The 20536-nt window shown below is 75.5% G+C and carries 17 protein-coding genes; 8 read left to right on the top strand and 9 right to left on the bottom strand.

Annotated features, from left to right (window positions below):
* Window positions 1–46 precede the first annotated feature (46 nt).
* From CHC04_RS07565 to amaB, 3 genes are all read left to right on the top strand, one after another.
* A complete protein-coding gene (locus CHC04_RS07565; protein WP_089403219.1) occupies window positions 47–688 on the top strand; it encodes a cysteine hydrolase family protein in 642 nt (213 codons plus the stop codon).
* A gap of 76 nt (window positions 689–764) precedes the next feature.
* Window positions 765–1931, top strand: coding sequence for an NAD(P)/FAD-dependent oxidoreductase (locus tag CHC04_RS07560; protein WP_089403218.1), 1167 nt, complete (start codon window positions 765–767; stop codon window positions 1929–1931).
* Window positions 1932–2011: 80 nt separating this feature from the next.
* On the top strand, window positions 2012–3541 hold the full coding sequence (amaB, locus tag CHC04_RS07555; RefSeq protein WP_089403217.1) for an L-piperidine-6-carboxylate dehydrogenase: 1530 nt from the start codon (window positions 2012–2014) through the stop codon (window positions 3539–3541).
* A 48-nt stretch (window positions 3542–3589) separates the two neighbouring features.
* On the opposite strand, the gene CHC04_RS07550 is transcribed toward amaB, so the two are convergent.
* From CHC04_RS07550 to CHC04_RS07540, 3 genes are read right to left on the bottom strand one after another with little or no spacing between them, the layout of a single operon-like run.
* Window positions 3590–4741, bottom strand: coding sequence for an acyl-CoA dehydrogenase family protein (locus CHC04_RS07550; RefSeq protein WP_089403216.1), 1152 nt, complete (start codon window positions 4739–4741; stop codon window positions 3590–3592).
* 1 nt (window position 4742) lies between these two features.
* Window positions 4743–6737, bottom strand: a complete 1995-nt coding sequence (locus CHC04_RS07545) for an acetyl-CoA carboxylase biotin carboxylase subunit (protein ID WP_089403215.1) — start codon at window positions 6735–6737, stop codon at window positions 4743–4745.
* Window positions 6738–6786: 49 nt separating this feature from the next.
* A complete protein-coding gene (locus CHC04_RS07540; RefSeq protein ID WP_281252200.1) occupies window positions 6787–8439 on the bottom strand; it encodes a carboxyl transferase domain-containing protein in 1653 nt (550 codons plus the stop codon).
* A 46-nt stretch (window positions 8440–8485) separates the two neighbouring features.
* Between CHC04_RS07540 and CHC04_RS07535 the strand changes: the two genes are divergently transcribed.
* On the top strand, window positions 8486–9097 hold the full coding sequence (locus CHC04_RS07535) for an SACE_7040 family transcriptional regulator (RefSeq protein ID WP_089403213.1): 612 nt from the start codon (window positions 8486–8488) through the stop codon (window positions 9095–9097).
* Between the two features lie 62 nt (window positions 9098–9159).
* Here the strand turns inward: CHC04_RS07535 and CHC04_RS07530 are convergent, their stop codons facing one another.
* The 4 genes from CHC04_RS07530 to CHC04_RS07515 form a co-directional block, all read right to left on the bottom strand.
* A complete protein-coding gene (locus CHC04_RS07530) occupies window positions 9160–10833 on the bottom strand; it encodes an AMP-binding protein (protein WP_089403212.1) in 1674 nt (557 codons plus the stop codon).
* 91 nt (window positions 10834–10924) lie between these two features.
* Window positions 10925–11773: a PhzF family phenazine biosynthesis protein gene (locus CHC04_RS07525; RefSeq protein WP_089403211.1), complete on the bottom strand. Its 849-nt coding sequence runs from the start codon at window positions 11771–11773 to the stop codon at window positions 10925–10927.
* 88 nt (window positions 11774–11861) lie between these two features.
* Complete coding sequence (locus CHC04_RS07520; protein WP_089403210.1) at window positions 11862–14048, bottom strand: MMPL family transporter; 2187 nt, start codon at window positions 14046–14048, stop codon at window positions 11862–11864.
* Between the two features lie 6 nt (window positions 14049–14054).
* Window positions 14055–14657 (bottom strand): TetR/AcrR family transcriptional regulator, encoded by a 603-nt coding sequence (locus tag CHC04_RS07515; RefSeq protein WP_089403209.1) that lies wholly within the window; start codon window positions 14655–14657, stop codon window positions 14055–14057.
* A 131-nt stretch (window positions 14658–14788) separates the two neighbouring features.
* Between CHC04_RS07515 and CHC04_RS07510 the strand changes: the two genes are divergently transcribed.
* Window positions 14789–15625, top strand: coding sequence for an HpcH/HpaI aldolase/citrate lyase family protein (locus CHC04_RS07510; protein ID WP_089403208.1), 837 nt, complete (start codon window positions 14789–14791; stop codon window positions 15623–15625).
* A 167-nt stretch (window positions 15626–15792) separates the two neighbouring features.
* Window positions 15793–16974 carry an NADH-ubiquinone oxidoreductase-F iron-sulfur binding region domain-containing protein gene (locus CHC04_RS07505; RefSeq protein WP_089403207.1) on the top strand — a complete coding sequence of 394 codons (1182 nt, stop codon included), beginning with the start codon at window positions 15793–15795 and terminating at the stop codon, window positions 16972–16974.
* An 88-nt stretch (window positions 16975–17062) separates the two neighbouring features.
* On the opposite strand, the gene CHC04_RS07500 is transcribed toward CHC04_RS07505, so the two are convergent.
* Complete coding sequence (locus CHC04_RS07500) at window positions 17063–17761, bottom strand: class I SAM-dependent methyltransferase (RefSeq protein ID WP_245817046.1); 699 nt, start codon at window positions 17759–17761, stop codon at window positions 17063–17065.
* A 166-nt stretch (window positions 17762–17927) separates the two neighbouring features.
* Window positions 17928–18755, bottom strand: coding sequence for a mycofactocin-coupled SDR family oxidoreductase (locus tag CHC04_RS07495; protein WP_089403205.1), 828 nt, complete (start codon window positions 18753–18755; stop codon window positions 17928–17930).
* Window positions 18756–18843: 88 nt separating this feature from the next.
* Between CHC04_RS07495 and CHC04_RS07490 the strand changes: the two genes are divergently transcribed.
* Both CHC04_RS07490 and CHC04_RS07485 read left to right on the top strand, forming a co-directional pair.
* Window positions 18844–19452 (top strand): acyl-CoA-like ligand-binding transcription factor, encoded by a 609-nt coding sequence (locus CHC04_RS07490; protein ID WP_245817045.1) that lies wholly within the window; start codon window positions 18844–18846, stop codon window positions 19450–19452.
* 48 nt (window positions 19453–19500) lie between these two features.
* The gene (locus CHC04_RS07485) at window positions 19501–20514 is read left to right on the top strand and encodes an AAA family ATPase (RefSeq protein WP_245817044.1); all 1014 of its coding nucleotides are present in this window, start codon (window positions 19501–19503) and stop codon (window positions 20512–20514) included.
* The last annotated feature ends 22 nt before the right edge of the window (window positions 20515–20536 follow it).

Raw genomic sequence — 20536 nt, 5'->3', positions numbered from 1 at the left:
TCGCCCGCGCCTGGTGACGGCGGCCGCCCGCTGGGAGGCTCCCGGCATGCAGCGCGCCTTCGGTGTCGACGTGCCCGAGACCGTCGCCGAGATGTGCCGCCCGGGCGCGGCGGCCGTCCTCGTCTACGACGCGCAGGTGGGCATCCTGCGCCACGTCCGCGACCGCGACGGCCTGGTGGCGCGGATCCGGCGGGTGCTGGACGCCGCCCGCGCCGCCGCGGTCCCCGTCGTCTACGTGCGGCACGTGTCGCTGCCGCCCACCCACATGGGCGTCGCCGCGCTGCGCACCGCCATGGCCTGGCAGCGTCTCGACCGCGCCGACGAGGTCCGCTCGACGTTCCCGCCCGGCGCCGAGCACACCGCGATCACCCCGGAGCTCGCGCCGGCCGACGGCGAGCCGGTGTTCGACAAGCTCGCGATGTCGGCGCTCGTGGGCACGCCGCTGGAGGCGGTGCTGCGCGACCGCGGCGTCACCACCCTCGTGCTGGTCGGCGCGGTCCTCGAGATCGGCATCGAGCCCACCGCCCGGCACGCCGCCGACCTCGGGTTCCTGCCCGTCGTCGTCGACGACGCCTGCGGGGTCGTCGACGACGACGCCGCGCAGCGGTCGCTGGCGAGCCTGGACTACAGCCTGCTGTCGTACCGCGGCACCACCGGGGAGGTGGTCGCGGCCCTCGGCGGCGGCTGACCACGGCGCGGGGGATGGTGCGGCGCGGGGTCCTCGCTCAGGATGGGGATCCCGCCCCGCGACCCGGAGGACCTCCATGACCGCACCGTCCCGGCAGCTCCCGCCGACCGCCTCCGTGGTCGTCATCGGCGGAGGCGTCATGGGGCTGGCCACGGCCTACGAGCTGGCCCGGGCGGGGGTGCGCGACGTCGTCCTGGTCGACCGGGACACCTTCGGCGCCGGCTCGACGAGCCGGGCGGCAGGCGGTGTGCGGGCGATGTTCTCCGACCCGGTCAACATCACCCTCGGCGCCCGGAGCCTGGAGACCTTCCGCGACTTCCCGGCGCGCTTCGGCCAGGACATCGACTTCGCCGAGGTCGGCTACCTGTTCCTGCTGTCCACGCCCGACGCCGTCGCCGCCTTCGAGGCCGCCGTCGCGCTGCAGAACGACCTCGGCGTCCCCAGCCGCATGATCGACGTCGCCGAGGCCCGGAAGCTCTCGCCGCTGATCTCCCCCGAGGGGCTGCGGGCCGCCGCGTGGTCGCCCACCGACGGGCACTGCACGCCGGAGTCGGTGGTGCTGGGCTACGCGTCGGCGGCCCGCCGCGCCGGCGCCACGCTGCTGCCCAACTGCCCGGCCACCGGCATCGAGGTCACCGACGGCCGGGTGACCGCCGTGCAGACCGCCGCCGGGACCGTGCGCACCGGCACCGTCGTCTGCGCCGCGGGCGCGTGGTCGGCCGAGGTCGGCGCCTGGGCCGGGGTCGACCTGCCGGTCAGCCCGCTGCGCCGCCAGGTGCTGGTCACCGAGCCGGTGCCCGACCTCGACCCGCACACCCCCTTCACCATCGACTTCGACACCTCCTTCTACTTCCACCGCGAGGGCCGCGGGCTGCTCATGGGCATGTCCGACCCCGACGAGACGCCGGGCTTCCGGCTCACCCGCTCCGACGACTGGCTGCCGCGGCTCGGCGAGGCCATCGAGCGGCGGGCGCCCGCGCTGGCCGGCGTCGGCGTCGCCAGCGGCTGGGCGGGGCTGTACGAGATGACGCCGGACCACAACGCGCTCATCGGCCGCGCCGACGAGGTCGAGGGGTTCCTCTACGCCACCGGCTTCTCCGGCCACGGCTTCCTCATGGGGCCGGCCGTCGGCGAGGTGGTGCGCGACCTGTACCTGGGCCGGGAGACCCTCGTCGACGTCTCCGGACTGGGTGCGGCACGCTTCCGGGGGGCGGGCGCCCGCCCCGAGCTCAACGTCGTCTGACGAAGGACCACCCCGCCCCCCCGCCCCTCGCACGCTCGCGGCGGGCCCCTGCGGGGCGGCCGACACAACAGAGGAGAACCGTGACCAGCCTGCCCACCGCCGAGGAGCTCCGCCGACTGGCCGAGGACGCCGCCCGCCGCTGCGGGGTCGACCTCGACGCCGTCGCCGGTGACCACCCGGTGACCTCCCCGGTCAACGGGGAGCGGCTGCTGTCGGTCCGCCGGCAGACCGCGGCCGACGTCGAGGCCGCCGTCGCGCGGGCCGGTGAGGCGTTCCGCCAGTGGCGCACCGTCCCGGCGCCGGTGCGCGGCGCGCTGGTGCGCCGCCTCGGCGAGCTGCTGCGCGAGCACAAGGCCGACCTCGCCACCCTGGTGAGCATCGAGGTCGGGAAGATCACCTCCGAGGCGGCCGGCGAGGTCCAGGAGATGATCGACATCTGCGAGTTCGCCGTGGGCCTGTCCCGGCAGCTCTACGGCAAGACGATCAGCTCCGAGCGGCCCGGCCACCGGCTCATGGAGACCTGGCACCCGCTCGGCGTCGTCGGCGTCATCAGCGCGTTCAACTTCCCGGTCGCCGTCTGGTCGTGGAACACCGCGATCGCGCTCGTCTGCGGCGACCCGGTGGTGTGGAAGCCCTCGGAGCTCGCGCCGCTGTCGGCGCTGGCCTCGGCGGCGCTGCTGGACCGCGCGATCGCCGAGACCGGCGCCCCGGAGGGGCTGAGCCAGGTGCTGATCGGCGGCGCCGACGTCGGCGAGGCCCTGGTCGACTCGCCCGGCATCGCGCTGCTGTCGGCCACCGGCTCCACCCGGATGGGCCGCGCGGTGGGCCCGCGGGTGGCCGACCGCTTCGGCCGGTCGCTGCTCGAGCTCGGCGGCAACAACGCCGCGATCGTCACCCCCTCGGCCGACCTCGACCTGACCACCCGCGGCGTCGTCTTCTCCGCCGCCGGCACCGCCGGGCAGCGCTGCACCACGATGCGGCGGGTCATCGCGCACGTCGACGTCGTCGACGCCCTCGTGGAGCGGGTCGCGGCCGCCTACCGCAACCTGCCGATCGGCTCGCCCCTGGAGGCCGGCACGCTCGTCGGCCCGCTCGTCCACGACGCCGCCTACAAGGGCATGCAGGACGCGCTGGAGGCGGCCCGCCAGCAGGGCGGCGAGGTCGTCGCCGGCGGCGGGCGGCGGCTGGCCGACGAGGCGCCCGACGCCTGGTACGTCGAGCCGGCGCTGGTGCGGATGCCGGGGCAGACCGACATCGTGCGGCAGGAGACCTTCGCCCCGGTGCTCTACGTGCTGCCCTACCGCACGCTGGAGGAGGCGATCGCGCTCAACAACGACGTCCCGCAGGGGCTGTCGTCGACGATCTTCACCTCCGACCACGCCGAGGCCGAGCGGTTCCTGGCCGCCGACGGCTCCGACTGCGGCATCGCCAACGTCAACATCGGCACCTCCGGTGCGGAGATCGGCGGCGCCTTCGGCGGGGAGAAGCACACCGGCGGCGGCCGGGAGTCCGGCTCCGACGCGTGGAAGGGCTACATGCGCCGGGCCACGAACACGATCAACTACTCCGGCGAGCTGCCGCTGGCGCAGGGCGTCGAGTTCCCGATCTGAGACACGCGGACGGCCCCCGACCGGCAGGTCGGGGGCCGTCCGCCGTCGTCAGAGCCCGAGCTGGCGGGCGATGAGCATCAGCTGCACCTCGGTGGTGCCCTCGCCCACCTCGAGGATCTTCGAGTCCCGGTAGTGCCGGGAGACGAGGTACTCGTTCATGAACCCGTACCCGCCGTGCACCTGGGTGGCGTCGCGGGCGTTGTCCATGGCGGCCTCGCCGGCGACCAGCTTGGCCACCGCCGCCTCCTTCTTGAACGGCAGGCCGGCGAGCATCTTGGCCGCGGCGTCGTAGTAGGCCGCGCGCGCGGCCATCACCCGCGCCTCCATCCGGGCGATCTTGAACGCGATGGCCTGGTTCTGCCCGATCGGCCGGCCGAACGCCGAGCGCTCCCGGGCATACCGCACGCTCTCGTCCACGCACCCCTGCGCCGCCCCGACGGCGAGGGCGGCGATGGCGATGCGGCCCTCGTCGAGGATGGACAGGAAGTTCGCGTAGCCGCGCCCCCGCGTGCCCAGCAGGTTCTCCTCGGGCACCCGGACGTCGTCGAAGGACAGCGGGTGGGTGTCGCTGGCGTGCCAGCCGACCTTGTCGTAGGCGGGCTCGGCGGTGAAGCCCGGCGTGGGCACCGGCACGAGGATCGAGCTGATCTCCTTGCGGCCGTCGGCGAGCTCCCCGGTGACGGCGGTGACGGTGACCAGCCGGGTGATGTCGGTGCCGGAGTTGGTGATGAACGCCTTGCTGCCGTTGATCACCCACTGCCCGTCGGAGAGCACCGCCGTGGTGCGGGTGCCGCCGGCGTCGCTGCCCGCACCGGCCTCGGTCAGGCCGAACGCGCCGAGCGCCTCGCCGCTGGTCAGCAGCGGCAGCCACTCCTGCTTCTGCGCCTCCGAGCCGAACCGGTACACCGGCATGGCGCCCAGCGAGCAGCCGGCCTCGAGGGTGATCGCGACGCTCTGGTCGACCCGGGCGAGCTCCTCGATCGCCAGGCACAGGGCGAAGTAGTCCCCGCCCATGCCGCCGTACTCCTCGGGGAAGGGCAGCCCGAACAGCCCCATCTCGGCCATCCCGCGCACCACCTCGTACGGGAAGGTCTTGTCGCGGTCGTGCTGGTAGGAGACCGGCGCGACGACCTCGCGGGCGAACTCCTCGACGGTCTTGCGCAGCTGCTGCTGCTCGTCGGTCAGGCGGGTGTCGAGCACGTCAGGACTCCTCGGGCACGGTGCTGTCGGTGGTGCGGGGGTGGACGACGGCGAGTTCCTGGTCGAGGGCGACCTGGTCACCGACGCGGACGGAGAGGTCGACGGTGCCGTCGGCGGGCGCGGTGAGCGTGTGCTCCATCTTCATGGCCTCGACGACGACGAGCGGGGCGTCCTGCGCGACCTCGGCGCCGGACGCGACGTGCACGGCGACGACCGTGCCGGGCAGCGGGCTGCGCACCGTGCGGTCGGCGGTGTCGGCGCCGGCGTGCAGGCGGGCCGGCGGCAGCTCGGTGAGGGGGTACGTCGCGCCGTCGACGTGCACCCACGTGGTGGCGCCGTCGACGGCGGTGCGCGCGGACAGGGTGCGGCCGTCGACGGTGAGCAGCAGGCCGCCGTCGACCACCTCGCCGGACACGTCGTGCTCGTCCCCGTCGCCCATCCGCAGCCGGGTGCCGCCGGTCAGGGTGACCGTCAGCCGCGACCCGCCGGGCCCGGCGAGGTCCCAGCGCAGCGGCGCGCGCCGGCCGCCGGGACGCCAGCCGCTGGGCACGTCCCAGGGGTCGACGACGGCGCCGGCCGGCTGCAGCGCGGCCAGCCGCGACAGCGCGAACGCGGCGTGGGCCTCGACCGGCACGGCCGACACGGTCAGGACGTCGAGCTCGCGCTCGACCAGGCCGGTGTCGAGCCGGCCGGCGCGGACGTCGGGGGAGGCGAGCAGCGCGCGCAGGAACCCGGTGTTGGTGCCGACGCCGAGGACGACGGTGTGCGCCAGCGCCCGGTCGAGCCGGGACAGCGCGGCGGCCCGGTCGGGGCCGTGCGCGATCACCTTGGCCAGCATGGGGTCGTAGCTGGTGCCGACGACCTGGCCCTCGAGCAGCCCGCTGTCGACCCGCACGCCCGGACCGCCGGGCTCGGCCAGCACCAGCGCGGTGCCGCCGGTGGGGAGGAAGCCGCGGGCGGGGTCCTCGGCGTAGAGCCGGGCCTCGACGGCGTGGCCGGTCAGCGCGACGTCGTCCTGGCCGAAGGCGAGCCGCTCGCCGGCGGCCACCCGCAGCTGCTGCTCGACCAGGTCGATGCCGGTGACCAGCTCGGTGACCGGGTGCTCGACCTGCAGCCGGGTGTTCATCTCCATGAAGAACGGCTCGTCGGGGGCGCCGCCCGCGACGATGAACTCCACGGTGCCGGCGCCGGTGTAGTCGACGGCGCGGGCGACCTCGCAGGCCAGCGCCCCGTACCGGGCCCGCTGCTCCGGCGTGAGCAGCGGGGAGGGCGCCTCCTCGACGATCTTCTGGTGCCGGCGCTGCAGGGAGCACTCGCGCTCGCCCAGGTGCAGCACGGTGCCGTGGGTGTCGGCGAGCACCTGCACCTCGACGTGCCGCGGGTCGGTGACGAACCGCTCGAGGAACAGCGTGTCGTCGCCGAAGCTCGCGGCGGCCTCGCGGCGGGCGGAGACCAGCGCGGCGGGCAGGTCGGCGGCGGCGGACACCAGCCGCATGCCCTTGCCGCCGCCACCGGCCGAGGGCTTGACCAGCACCGGGTAGCCGACCTCCGCGGCCGCGGCCACGAGGTCGTCGTCGGTCATGCCGAGGTCGGTGCGCCCGGGGACGACGGGGACGCCGGCGGCGCTGACGGTCTGCTTGGCGCGGATCTTGTCGCCCATGACCTCGACCGCCTTCGCCGGCGGGCCGACGAAGACCAGCCCGGCATCGGCGCAGGCCTGCGCGAACGCGGTGTTCTCCGACAGGAACCCGTACCCGGGGTGCACGGCCTGCGCGCCGGTGCGGGCCGCGGCGTCGAGCAGCCGCTCGATCGACAGGTAGGACTGCGCGGCCGGCGCGGGGCCCAGCCGCACCGCGACGTCGGCCTCGCGGACGTGCCGGGCCCCGGCGTCGGCGTCGGAGAAGACGGCGACGCTGCGGATGCCCAGCCGGCGGAGGGTCGCGATCACGCGGACGGCGATCTCGCCGCGGTTGGCGACGAGGACGGTGTCGAACACGCTCACCTGCTCGCTCTCAGAGGTGCCATTTGCGCTACAACGGCCACGACTACATCCGGAAGACGCCGTAGGAGACCGGCGCGAGCGGCGCGTTCGCGCACGCCGACAGCGCCAGGCCGAGGACGGTGCGGGTGTCGAGGGGGTCGATGACCCCGTCGTCCCAGAGGCGCGCGGTGGCGTACCAGGCGTTGCCCTGCCGCTCGTACTGCGCGCGGATCGGCTCCTTGAACGCCTCCTCGTCCTCGGCGCTCCACGCGTCGCCGAGCTGGTCGCGGCGGACGGTGGCCAGCACGGAGGCCGCCTGCTCGCCGCCCATGACCGAGATGCGGGCGCCGGGCCACGTGAACAGGAAGCGGGGGGAGTAGGCCCGGCCGCACATCGAGTAGTTGCCGGCGCCGAACGAGCCGCCGATGACGACGGTCAGCTTGGGCACCCGGGCACAGGCGACCGCGGTGACCATCTTGGCGCCGTGCTTGGCGATGCCGCCGGCCTCGTAGTCGCGGCCGACCATGAAGCCGGTGATGTTCTGCAGGAACAGCAGCGGGATCGACCGCTGGTCGCACAGCTCGACGAAGTGCGCGCCCTTGAGCGCCGACTCGCCGAACAGCACCCCGTTGTTGGCGACGATGCCGACCGGGTGCCCCTCGATGTGGGCGAACCCGGTCACCAGCGAGGAGCCGTAGAGCGCCTTGAACTCGCTGAACCGGCTGCCGTCGACGATGCGGGCGATGACCTCGCGGACGTCGTAGGGCGTCCGCGGGTCGGCCGGGACGACGCCGGGCAGCTCCGCGGGGTCGAGGGCCGGCTCCTCGGCGGGCCGCACCTCCCACGGGCGGGGGCTGCGCGGGCCGAGCTCCGCGACGATGCCGCGCACGATCCGCAGCGCGTGCGCGTCGTCGTCGGCCAGGTGGTCGGTGACGCCGGAGGTGCGGCTGTGCAGCAGCCCGCCACCGAGGTCCTCGGCGCTGACGACCTCGCCGGTGGCGGCCTTCACCAGCGGCGGGCCGCCCAGGAAGATCGTGCCCTGGTCGCGGACGATGACCGCCTCGTCGGCCATCGCGGGCACGTACGCGCCGCCGGCGGTGCACGAGCCGAGGACGGCGGCGATCTGCGGGATGCCCTGGGCGCTCATCGTGGCCTGGTTGAAGAAGATCCGGCCGAAGTGCTCGCGGTCGGGGAAGACCTCGTCCTGCATCGGCAGGAAGGCGCCGCCGGAGTCGACCAGGTAGACGCAGGGCAGCCGGTTCTGCAGCGCCACCTCCTGGGCGCGCAGGTGCTTCTTCACCGTCATCGGGTAGTAGGTGCCGCCCTTGACGGTGGCGTCGTTGGCCACGACGACGACCTCGCGGCCGCTGACCCGCCCGACGCCGGTGATGATGCCCGCGCCCGGCGCGTCGCCGTCGTACATGCCGTCGGCGGCCAGCGGCGACAGCTCGAGGAACGGGCTGCCGGGGTCGAGGAGGGTGTCGACCCGCTCGCGGGGGAGCAGCTTGCCGCGCGCCACGTGCCGCTCGCGGGTGCGCTCCGGGCCGCCGAGCGCCGCGGTCGCGAGCTTCTCGTGCAGCTGGGCGCGCAGCTCCTCCTGGGCGGCGGCGTTGCGGGCGAAGGCGTCGCCGCGGGGGTCGGCCTTCGTGCCGAGGACCGTGCCGGTGTCGGGCACCTGGGGCGCGCGACCCGGCGAGTTAACCGGGGTTAACGTCACGGGCGTGAGGTTAACCGACGTTCACTCCCGGCGCTACCATCCGGGCATGACGGGGGCGGCGACCGGCGGTGAGGTCGACACCGCGCTCTCGGCCGACGCCGCCCGCCCGTCGCGGCGCGAGCAGATCCTGCGGGCGGCCGCGCAGCTGTTCGCCGAGCGCGGGTCGCGGTCGGTGGGGGTCGACGACGTCGGGGCCGCCGTCGGCGTGACCGGCCCGGCCATCTACCGGCACTTCGCCAGCAAGGACGCGATGCTGGCCGAGATGCTCGAGGGCATCAGCCGGCGGCTGCTCGACGGCGGGCGGGAGCGGGTCGCCGCGGCCGGTCCCGACCCGGTCGCCCAGCTGCGCGCGCTCATCGCCTTCCAGGTGGACTTCGCGCTGGACAACCCGGCGCTGATCACCGTGCAGGACCGCGACCTCGGCTCGCTGTCGGACGACGACGCCGCGCGGGTGCGCCGGCTGCAGCGCCGCTACGTCGAGGTGTGGGTCGAGGTGCTCGCCCGGCTGCGCCCGCAGGAGGGCACCGCGGCCAGCCGGGCGCGCGCGCACGCCGTCTTCGGGCTGGTCAACTCCACGCCGCACAGCGCCGGCCGGGTGTCCCGCCCGCAGATGGCCGGCCTGCTCGCCACGATGGCCGAGGCCGCCGCCACCGCCTGAGGCCCACCGCGCCGGACCCGTGCACTGCCGCGGAAGTGCACGGACACAGCGGGGGCGCCGGGTCAGGCGTTCTTCACCGCGGCGGCCGACTGCAGGCCGAGCTCCTCCACCGACACCTGCCGCATCTCGACCTTGCGGACCTTGCCGGTGACGGTCATCGGGAAGGACTCGACCACCTTCACGTACCGCGGGACCTTGTAGTGGGCGAGCTTGCCCGCGCAGAACTCCCGCAGCGCCTCGGGCGTGAGCGGCTCGGCGCCCTCGCGCAGCCGCACCCAGGCCATGAGCTCCTCGCCGTAGCGCTCGTCGGGGACGCCGATGACCTGCGCGTCGACGACGTCGGGGTGGGTGTAGAGGAACTCCTCGATCTCCCGCGGGTACACGTTCTCCCCGCCGCGGATGACCATGTCCTTGATCCGGCCGACGATGTTGAGGTAGCCCTCGGCGTCCATCACCGCGAGGTCGCCGGTGTGCATCCAGCGGGCGCGGTCGATGACCTCGGCGGTCTTCTCCGGCTCGTTCCAGTAGCCGAGCATCACCGAGTAGCCGCGGGTGCAGAACTCACCCGGCGTCCCGCGCGGCACGGTCAGCCCGGTCTCCGGGTCGACGATCTTGACCTCCAGGTGCGGGTGCACCCGCCCGACGGTGGAGGTGCGGCGGTCGAGGTCGTCGTCGGCACCGGTCTGGGTGGACACCGGCGAGGTCTCGGTCATGCCGTAGCAGATGGTCACCTCCTGCATGCCCATCTCGTTGACCACCCGCTTCATGACCTCCACCGGGCACGGGGAGCCGGCCATGATCCCGGTCCGCAGCGAGGACAGGTCGTAGGAAGCGAAGTCGGGCAGCGCGAGCTCGGCGATGAACATGGTGGGGACGCCGTAGAGCGAGGTGCACCGCTCGTCCTGGACGGCCCGCAGCGTGAGCGCGGGGTCGAAGCCGGGCGCGGGGATCACCATGGTCGAGCCGTGGCTGGTGGAGGCCAGGTTGCCCATGCCCATGCCGAAGCAGTGGTAGTAGGGCACCGGGATGCACACCCGGTCGGCCTCGGTGTACCCGCAGCCCTCGCCCACGAAGAAGCCGTTGTTGAGCAGGTTGTGGTGGGTGAGCGTGGCGCCCTTCGGGAAACCGGTGGTGCCCGACGTGTACTGGATGTTGATCGGGTCGTCGGCCGACAGCTGCTCCTCGCGGCGGGCGAGCAGCCCGCGGTCCCCGGCGCGGCCGGTCTCCATCAGCCGCTCCCACTCGGGGTCGCCGAGGAAGAGCACCTCGCGCAGGTCGGGACAGTCCCCGCGCACCTCGGCCACCATCGCCCGGTAGTCGCTGGTCTTGAACTCCGGCGCGCTCACCAGCACCGAGATGCCGGCCTGCTTCAGCACGTAGGACAGCTCGTGCGTGCGGTAGGCCGGGTTGATGTTGACCAGGACGGCGCCGAGCTTCGCCGTCCCGTACTGCACGAACACCCACTCGGCGCAGTTGGGCGCCCAGATGCCGACCCGGTCGCCCTTGGCCACGCCGAGGGCGTCGAGGCCCAGCGCGCACGCGTCGACGTCGGCGACCAGCTGCGGATAGGTCCACCGGCGGCCGGTCGCGCACTCCACCAGCGCCTCGTGGTCCTCGGCCACCCGAGCCGCCGTCCGGTCCAGGTTGGCCCCGATGGTGTCCCCCAGCAGGGGGACCGTGGACGTCCCGCTGGCGTAGGACGGCACGGCGGGACTGGTGGGGGTCGGCTGGGTCACTGCTGGTCCTCTCCTCCGGGAGTGCTCGGGAGCACTGTGACCCCTCCGAGGGGGCGACGGCACCCCCGATCGGAGGGAGCCGGGACCGGGCTCAGCCGGGGATCGCGACGGCGCGGCCGCTGACCTCGATGCCGCTGCCGGGTCCCTCCGGGACGTACACCGACAGCGTGCTGGGCCGCCCCATGTCCGCGCCCTGCAGCACGGTGAGCCGCGACGGCGCCGGGACGTGCCCGCCCTCGCGCAGGTACCCGCCCAGCGCCGCGGCCGCCGCGCCGGTGGCCGGGTCCTCCACGACACCGCCGGGCGGGAACGGGTTGCGGGCGACGAAGGTGACCGGGTCCTGCCGCCACACCAGCGCCACCGTCGTCCAGCCGCGGTCGGCCATGAGCCGGCCGAGCCCGGCCATGTCGTAGTCCAGGACGGCCAGCCTCGCGCGCGAGGCCAGCGGCAGCACCGGGTGCCAGGCGCCGGCGTAGGCCACCCGCGGCGGCAGCGCCGGGTCGAGGTCGTCCCGCGACGTCCGCAGCAGCGCCAGCAGCAGGTCCAGGTCGTCCTCGGACAGCGCTGCGGTGCGGGGCGGGACGCTGGTGAGGGTCGCCGTCCAGGCGCCGTCGGGCGTGCGCTCGGTGCGCACCGGCACCTCGCCGGCGGGGGTGCGCAGGTGCAGCGTCCCCTCGCCGTGCCGCTCGGCGTGGGCGACCGCGGTGGCGATCGTCGCGTGCCCGCAGAAGCTCACCTCGGCCAGCGGGCTGAAGTAGCGGGCGTCGAGGCCGTCGGGGCGGGGGAGGAGGAAGGCGGTCTCGGAGAAGCCGACCTCCGCGGCGATGGCCAGCATGCGCTCGTCGCTCAGGCCGGTCGCGTCCAGGACGACGCCGGCGGGGTTGCCGCCGGACGGGTCGTCGCTGAACGCCACGTACCGCAGGACCTCGGGTCCGGCCACCGGGCCTCCTCGTCGGGTGTCGGGTCGGCGGCCATCACACACCACGGCCCGCCTCCCCGGGAGGGAGGCGGGCCGTGAGGGGGCGAGGTCAGCGCGGGTCGCCGACCAGTTCCGGCGCCCGGTCGGCGGCGCGGTCCCGCGCCAGCGCGGCGCCCTCGACGTCGAGCACCGGCAGCCAGCGCAGCCAGCGCGGCAGCCACCAGGCCCGCTCGCCGAGCATCGCCAGCGCGGCCGGGACGAGCACCATCCGGACGACGAAGGCGTCGACCAGGATGCCGACGGCGAGGGCGAAGGCGATCGAGGTGATCGTCGGCTCGGCGCCCGGCACGAACCCGGCGAACACCGAGAACATGATCAGCGCGGCGGCGACGACGACCGGCGCGGCCTGCCGGAACCCGGTGCGGACGGCCTCGGTGGACGGGGTGCCGGAGCTGTGCGCCTCGTGCATTCGCGACACCAGGAACACCTGGTAGTCCATCGCCAGGCCGAACAGGATCCCGATCACCAGGATCGGCGTGAGGCTCAGCAGCGGGCCGGTGGCGCCGAGGTCGACCGCGCCGGCGAGCCAGCCCCACTGGAACACCGCGACCGTCGCGCCGAGCGCCGCGCCGATGGTGAGCAGGAAGCCGAGCACGCCGACCAGCGGCACCAGCAGCGACCGGAAGACCAGGACCAGCAGCACCAGCGCCAGCCCGACGACGAGCAGCAGGTACACCGGCAGCGCCTGGTCGAGGCTGTGGGCGACGTCGACGCTGACCGCCGTCGCCCCGGTGACGGAGGCCTCGACGCCGTCGGCGCCGGCCAGCAGGGCGCGCAGGTCGGCGACGAGCTGCTCGGTGGCCTCGCTGGACGGGCTCGACTGCGGGACCACCGTCAGCAGCGCCGCGGTGCCGTCGGCGTCGGGGACCGGCGGGGAGACCAGGGCGACGTCGTCGAGCGCGGAGACCTCCGGGGTGAGCCGGGCGGCCGCCTCGGCCGGCCGGGCGCCCTCGAACAGGACGGTGATCGGTCCGCTGAAGCCCTCGCCGAAGCCCGCGGCGAGCAGCGCCTCGGCGCGGGCGGCGGTGGTGTCCTCGGCCGGGGTCTGGATGAGCGTGGTCCGCATCGAGGCGACCGGCACGGCGACCAGGCCCAGCGCGACGACGGCGACCAGCAGCGAGGCGACCCGCCGGGTGGTGACGGTGGTGACCCAGCCGGCGAGGAAGCCGCGTCCGCGGGCGTGTCTGGCCGGGCCCCCGGTCGCCGCGGCCCGCTGCCGCCTGGGCAGCACCCGGTGCCCGAGCAGGGCGAGCACCGCCGGCACCAGCGTGAGGGCGATGAGCACCGCGACGACGATCGTGCCGGCCGCCGCCAGGCCCATCTGGGTCAGGAACGGGATGCCCGCGACGAAGAGCCCGGCGAGGGCGATGACGACGGTCAGCCCGGCGGTGACCACCGCGGAGCCGGCGGTGCCGACGGCCAGGCCGATCGACGTGCGCACGTCCGTGCCGCGCAGCAGCTCCTGCCGGTGCCGGGTGACGATGAACAGCGTGTAGTCGATGCCGACGGCCAGGCCGAGCATCGCGGCGAGGATCGGCGTGGTCGACGACAGGTCGGTGAAGCCGGTGGCGATCGTGATGCCGAGGACGCCGATGCCCACGCCGACCAGGGCGGTGAGCAGGTTCATCCCGGCGACCGCGAGCGAGCCGTAGGTGACGGCCAGGACCAGCAGGGCGACGACGACGCCGACCACCTCCGACGGGCCGCCGACGGCCGGCACCTCCTCGACGGCCTGGCCGGTGACCTCGACGGTCAGCTTGGTGTCGCGCCCGGCGTCCTCGACCGCGGCCAGCAGCGCCTCGCGCTCCTCCGGGGAGACCCCGCCCTCGGCGTCGTAGCTGACGGTGCTGTACCCGGTGTCCTGGGCGGCGTTGACGCCCGGCGCGGCCGGGTCCAGCGGGTCGGTCGCCGCGGTGACGCCGGGCAGCCCGGCCAGGGTGGCGACCAGCTCGGTCACCGCCGCGGCGTTCTCCGGGTCGGTGGTCAGCTGCTCGCCCTCGGGCGCGGCGACGACGACCCGCGCGCTCACCCCGCCGGCGGCGCCGCCGAACTCCTCGTCGATGCGCTCGAGCGCGGTCGTGGACTCCTGGCCGGGGATGGCGAACTCGGTCGAGGTCTCGCCGGCGAGGGTGGCCGCGCCGACGCCGCCGGCCACGAGGACGAGCAGCCACACGGCGAGGACGGCGAACCGGTGCCGCGCGGAGGAGGTCCCGAGACGGGACAACAGGACTGCCATGGACGATCAGGCCTCCGCCTGGGTGGGGTGGGAAGGGAGCGCGCGGGGACGGCGGTGTCCGAGCGCGTCGAGGCACGTGGCGACGACCAGCGGCCGCCACGCGGTGGTCCGGTCCGCCTGGTGGGCGGTCAGGGTGAGGACGGCGAGCGCCGCGACGGCACCGATCACCCGCACGAGGCGCTCGGCGTCGGCGCCGTCGTCGCCGGGGTCGACGCCGAAGGCCTCGAAGACGGCGTCGGCCGGGCCGCCGGGCTCGTGCTCGCCGCCGCCGGGCAGCTCGGTGACCGGGGCCAGCAGCAGCGCGACGAAGCCGGGGTGGCCGAGCGCGAGGTCGACGATGACCTCGACGGCCCGCTGGTCGCGCGCCCGGCCGGGCGGGAGGTGCCGCACGCCGTCGAGGACCCGCCGGCCCAGCGCGTCGGCGTGCGCGAGGACGGCCTCGTGCAGCGCGTCCTTGCTGGGGAAGTGGTGCAGCAGTCCGGCCTTGGACAGCCCGACGGCGCCGGCGACGTCCTGGATCGAGGTCTTGGCGTACCCGCGGCGGGCGAACAGGCCGGCGGCGCGGTCGAGGATGCCCTCGTCGATCTGCTGCCGGAACGGTCGTGCCACGGGAGGGGACGCTACGCCAGGACCGACCGATGTGGTCGGTCGGCCGTCCGATCCGGTCGGGTGGGGTGCATCACGCGCGGTCGGCCGGGAGTCGCCGCGGGATCGGCGGCGCGCCGCGCGAGGATGACGTCATGACGACACGCACGAGGGTCGGGCCGGCGGACGCGCGGTCGTGGCTGCTGGTCAACGGCGCCCGGCCGGACCTGTTCGACGAGCGCTACGCGTCGCGCGCCGACCAGGTGGTCCTCGACATCGAGGACGCCGTGGACCCGGCCCGCAAGGACGAGGCCCGCGACGGCGTCGTCGCCTGGCTCGGGGACGCCGACCGCCCCGCGTGGGTGCGCATCAACGACCGCTCGACGCCGTGGTGGGAGCGCGACGTCGCCGCGCTCGCCGGCCTGCCCGGGCTGGCCGGTGTCGTGCTGGCCAAGACCGAGGCCGCCGAGCACGTCACCGAGACCTTCGACCGGCTCGGCGGCGCCACCCCGGTGCTGGCCCTGGTCGAGTCGGCTCTCGGCATCGAGGAGGCGGTGGACATCGCGCGGGCCCGCGGCGCGTTCCGGCTGGCGTTCGGCAGCGGCGACTACCGGCGCGACACCGGCACCAGCGCCGACGACCTGGCGATGGCCTACCCGCGGTCGCGGCTGGTGGTGGCCAGCCGCATCGGCGACCTGCCCGGGCCCATCGACGGGCCGACGGTGAGCACCAGCCACCCGGTGCTGCGCGAGCAGTCGGCCGTCACCGTCTCCCTCGGCCTCACCGGCAAGCTGTGCCTGGACCCCGACCAGGCGCCGGTCATCAACGAGGTCATCAGCCCGGCCCCGTCCGACGTCGCCTGGGCACAGTCCTTCCTCGCCGACTTCGAGGCCCGCGGCCAGGTCATCCGCGACGGCAGCGACCTGCCCCGGCTCGGCCGCGCCCGCAAGATCGAGCGGCTGGCCCGCACCTTCGGCGTCCAGCCCGCCTGAGGCTCCCAGCCAATTCCCAGGTGACCCCCGGGAGGACGGCAGGTCCGGCCCCCAGCCTCCGCGTGACGCCACGAGGAGGTACCGATGTCCGCACCCCCCGTCCGGCGGCCCGGCCCGGGTCCGCACGGCGACGGCGGTCCCGGCCCGGTCCCGGGACGGGGGGTCCGGTGACCGCCCTGGCCGCCCCCTCCCTGCTCGCCGCCCCCGGGCCGGCGCTCGCCGAGCACCTGGCGACCCACGGGCCGCTGCCCCGGGCCGACGCCGTCGCGCTCGCCGAGGCGGCGGGCCTGACCGGCCGCGGCGGTGCGGCCTTCCCCACGGCGGTCAAGGTGCGCGCGGTCGCGGAGGCGGCCGCCCGGACGCGCGAGGCCCCGGTCGTGGTCGCCAACGGTGCCGACGGCGAGCCGACCGCGCTCAAGGACCGGGCGCTGCTGAGCGAGGCGCCGCACCTGGTCCTCGACGGGCTGGTGCTCGCCGGCCGCAGCCTCGGTGCGACCACCCTGGTCCTGGCGGCCGGCCCGGCCCGGCTGCCCGCCGTCGCGCGGGCGCTGGCCGAGCGGACCGAGGCGGTGCGGCTGCACCCCGTCGCGCCGTCGGTGGTGGCGGGGGAGGAGTCGGTGCTGGTGGCGGGCCTGGAGGGCCGGCCGGCACCGCCGCGGGCGGAGGAGCCGCCGGTCCGCGTGCGGGGGGTGGGCGGCCGCCCGACGCTGGTGCTCAACGTCGAGACCCTGGCCCGGCTGGCGCTGCTGGCGCGCGGGGTCCCCGAGGCGGCCGGCCGCGCGCTGGTCACCCGGCGCTGGGAGGCCGCCGGGGTACCGCACGCCGACGTCGTCGACGTCGGCACCGACGCGGGCAGCCGGCTGGCCGACCTGCTGCCGCTGGGCGGGGCGCGGGCGGTCCTCGTCGGCGGCTACCACGGCAGCTGGGTGCCGGCGGCCACCGCGCGGGCGCTGACCCTCGACGCGACACACCTCGCCGTCGCCGGCGCGCGCCTGGGCTCCGGCGTGCTCGCCGTGCTGCCCGGCGACCGCTGCGGGCTGCTCGAGACCGCCCGCGTGGTCGAGCGGGTGACCCGCGACTGCGCCCGCCGGTGCCGCCCGTGCCTGGAGGTGCTGCCCCGCCTGGCCGCGGCGCTGGCCGTCCTCGCCGCACCGGCGGCCCCGCCGCCCGGGCTGCTCGACGAGGTGACCCGGTGGTGCGGGCCGGTGACCGGGCGCGGCGCGTGCGGGCACCCCGACGGGACGCTGCGGCTGGTCGCCAGCGCGCTGGAGCTGTTCACCTGCGAGCTGACCGCCCACCGCTACGGGTCGTGCACCGCGACGTCGTGGGCGCCGTTCCTGCCCGCGTGAGGTCCCGCGGATCCGGCGCGTGTGCGCCGGCGCCGCGTCCCGGCCGCTGGGGTGCGGCGCCGGCGCACACGCTCGGCCGGATCGGTCTCTAGACGGCGACCGCGGTGACGAAGGTGCACACGCCGTCGCCGGAGGTGGCGCGCTGGCGGATGCCGGCCAGCCACAGCAGCCCCATCTCCACGCGGTAGGCCGCCCGCATCGGCCCCTGGTAGAGGGTGTCGCCGGCGGTGGTGACCTCGATCCGGTCGAACCCGGCCAGCCGGACGTGCTCGGTGAGCATCCAGTCCGGCAGCAGCGTGATGTGGCCGGGGGAGTGGTAGTGGCGCGGGCCGAAGATGTAGGGCGCGCCGCGCAGCAGCGTGAGCAGCCGTGAGTGCGGGTGCGTGACGTTGGGCGTGCTGACCAGCAGCTGCCCGCCGGGGCGCAGCAGGGCGCGGATCGAGCGCAGCACCTGCCGCGGGTTCTCGACGTGCTCGAGGGTCTCCACGCAGACGACGAGGTCGAACGGGCCGCGGGTCTCCTCGGTCCACTCGGGGTCGTCGAGGTCGAGCCGGTGGATCCACTCGTGCGGCGGGTCGAGGTCGGTGGGGACGACGTCGATGCCGGCGTCGCGCAGCCGCAGCGCCAGGGCGCCGCACCCCGATCCGACCTCCAGCACCCGCCCGCCCTCGGGCAGCGCCGCGCGGACGAGCTCGGCGGCGTACTCGTGCACCCCCGGGGCGGCGTGGATGCCGTGTCCCCGGTAGCTGCGGACGGCCTCGGTGCGGCGGCCGTCCCGGTGCGCCACGTCCCTCGCTGTGTCTGCCACCGGCCCAGCCTCGCACCCGCCCGTCCCGCCCGCAGGCGCCGCACCGGGCCCCCGGCCGCGCCCACCCGCTCCCGCCCCGGAGATGGTGACCGCACCCCTGCTGCGGCGGCCGGCGGCCCGCCGCAGCAGGAGCGGTCACCGCAGGTCAGAGCTGGCCGCCGGCGTCGACCACGTGCGTGGTCCCGGTGACGTAGCGGCCGTCGTCGGACACGAGGTAGAGGACGGCGTTGCTGATGTCGGCCGCCTCCAGCGCCGGGACCGGCAGGGCGTTGAGCGTCAGCGCGGCCTCCTCGAAGTCCGCGCGCGTCGGCGCCTCGAGGTCGGGCCGGAAGAGCCGGTAGGTGGCGTCGTTGAGGATCATGTCGGTGGCCACCGTCGTCGGGTGGATCGTGTTGACCCGGATGCGGTGCGGGGCCAGCTCCTTGGCCATGACCTTGGCGAGCATGACGAGCCCCGCCTTGGCGGCGCTGTAGTGCGCGGTGTTGGGGTTGGCGTAGATCGCCGCGAGGCTGCTGGTGATCACCACGGACCCGCCCCGGCCGCCGGCGACGACGTGCGGGACCGAGGCCCGCAGCGTCTTCCAGACCCCGGTGAGGTTGACGTCGATCATCGTCTGCCAGGTTTCCTCGTCCATCTCCAGCGTCGGCGCTGGTGTGGAGATCCCGGCGTTGGCCAGCACGATGTCGAGACGGCCGAGCTCGGCGACGCCGTCGTCGACCACCTTCGTCAGGGCCGCCAGGTCGCGGACGTCGACCTCGGCCGCGACGATCCGCCGGTCGAGTGCCTCGACCTGGCGGACGGTCTCGGCGAGGTCCTCGGGCGCGGCGGTCGGGTAGGGGACCGTCTCGACCTGCCGGCAGACGTCGACCGCGATCACGTCGGCGCCCTCCCGGGCCAGGTGGACGGCGTGGCTGCGGCCCTGTCCGCGCGCGGCCCCGGTGACGAACACGACCTTGCCCTCGAGCCGACCCATGACCGCTCCTCCCTCGGTGGTGTGGTGCCGCGCACGTTATGGCACTTGGTGCCACAACGGAAGGGTCGGGACCTGGCACGCTGAGGCCGTGAGCCGACCACCGGGGCGGACGACGCCGGGCGAGCGCGGGGGCCGGCCGCCGGTGAGCAGCGCGCACGAGGTGGCCGCCGTGGCGCAGCGCATCTTCCTCGAGCGGGGCTTCGACGAGACCAGCGTCGACGACGTCGCCGCCGCGGCCGGGATCAGCCGCCGCACCTTCTTCCGCTACTTCCCGAGCAAGGCCGACGTCCTCTTCGTCGACTCGCCGCGGGAGGTGGAGCGGTTCCGCGCGGGACTGGGCACGGGCCGGCCGGGGGAGCCGTGGCGCGCGGTGGTCACCCGGGCGGTGGTCGAGGCGCTGCGGTTCCCGCCGGAGGAGCGGACCTGGGCCCTGCACCGGGCGCAGGTGTTCTTCGCCGTCCCGGCCGTCCAGGCCCACGCCGTCCGCGTGTGGGCCACCTGGCGGCAGCTGGCCGTCGACGCCGCGACCGCCGTCCCGCACACCGACCCGCTGTTCCCGCTCGCCGTCGGGCACGCGGTCCTCGCCGCCACCCTGGCCGCCCACGAGCACTGGACCCGGGCCCCGGAGGAGGACCTCGGGACCCTGCTGGCGCGGATGCTCGACCTGCTGCTCCCCCCGGACCCGGCGGCCGGCTGACCCCGTCCCGGTTGCTCCGTGGCACGCGGTGTCACTAGCGTCCGGCGGGTGCCGTCCCCGCCCCCGGCCGACCTCCCCGGCGCCGGCCCCGACGACGACCCGGTGGTGACCGGCCTGCGCGTCCGGCACGACGCCGGCGCGTCGGTGCGGGAGGTCCGCCGTCGCGTCGCCGCCCACCTCGTCGGCCGCGAGCGCGAGCTCGACCTGCTGCTCGCCGCGGTCGCCGCCGGCCGCGACGTCGTCCTGGAGGGACCCCCGGGCACGTCGAAGTCGACGCTGCTGCGGGCGATCACCGCGGAGTGGGGCGTGCCGCTGGTGTTCGTCGAGGGCAACGCCGACCTCACCCCGACCCGGCTGGTCGGGCACCACGACCCCGCCCGGGTGCTGCGCGAGGACTACACCCCGGAGAACTTCGTCCCCGGCCCGCTGGTGCAGGCGATGCGCGGCGGCGGGTTCCTCTACCTGGAGGAGTTCAACCGGGCGCCGGAGGACACGCTCAACACGCTGCTCACCGCGATGGCCGAGCGGCGGCTGGCCGTGCCGCACGTGGGCACCGTGGAGGCCCGGGCCACCTTCCGCGTCGTCGCCTCGATGAACCCCTTCGACGCGATCGGCACCACCCGGCTGTCGGCGTCGATCTCCGACCGGCTGGTGCGGCTGGCCGTGGGCTACCAGGACGCCGACGCCGAGCGGGGGATCGTCACCCGCCGCACCGGGATCGCCTCGCCGCGGCTGGTGGCCGACGCCGTCGCGCTGACCCGGGCCACCCGCGAGCGCGAGGACGTGCGCCAGGGCAGCAGCGTCCGCGGCGCGATCGACCTGGCGCTGGTCGCCGCCCAGCTGGCTGACATGCGCGACGTCGCGCTGCCCGACGAGCCGTCCCTGGAGCCGCCGCGCGGGCTGCCGGAGGAGTACACGGCGACGGTGCTCGACGCGCTGCTGCTGGCGCTGTCGGGCCGCATCGCCGTCGACGAGACGGTGGAGTCCACGCCGGAGGCGGTGCTCCGGGAGATCTGGGAGGACCACTTCCTGCTCGCCCCCGCGGCGGCCGGCCCCGGTTGAAGGACGGTCGCGGCCGACTCCC

Origin of the sequence: Geodermatophilus saharensis (assembly GCF_900188205.1) — a bacterium.
Taxonomy (GTDB): Bacteria; Actinomycetota; Actinomycetes; order Mycobacteriales; family Geodermatophilaceae; genus Geodermatophilus; species Geodermatophilus saharensis.
This window is presented reverse-complemented; position numbering and strand designations above follow the sequence as displayed.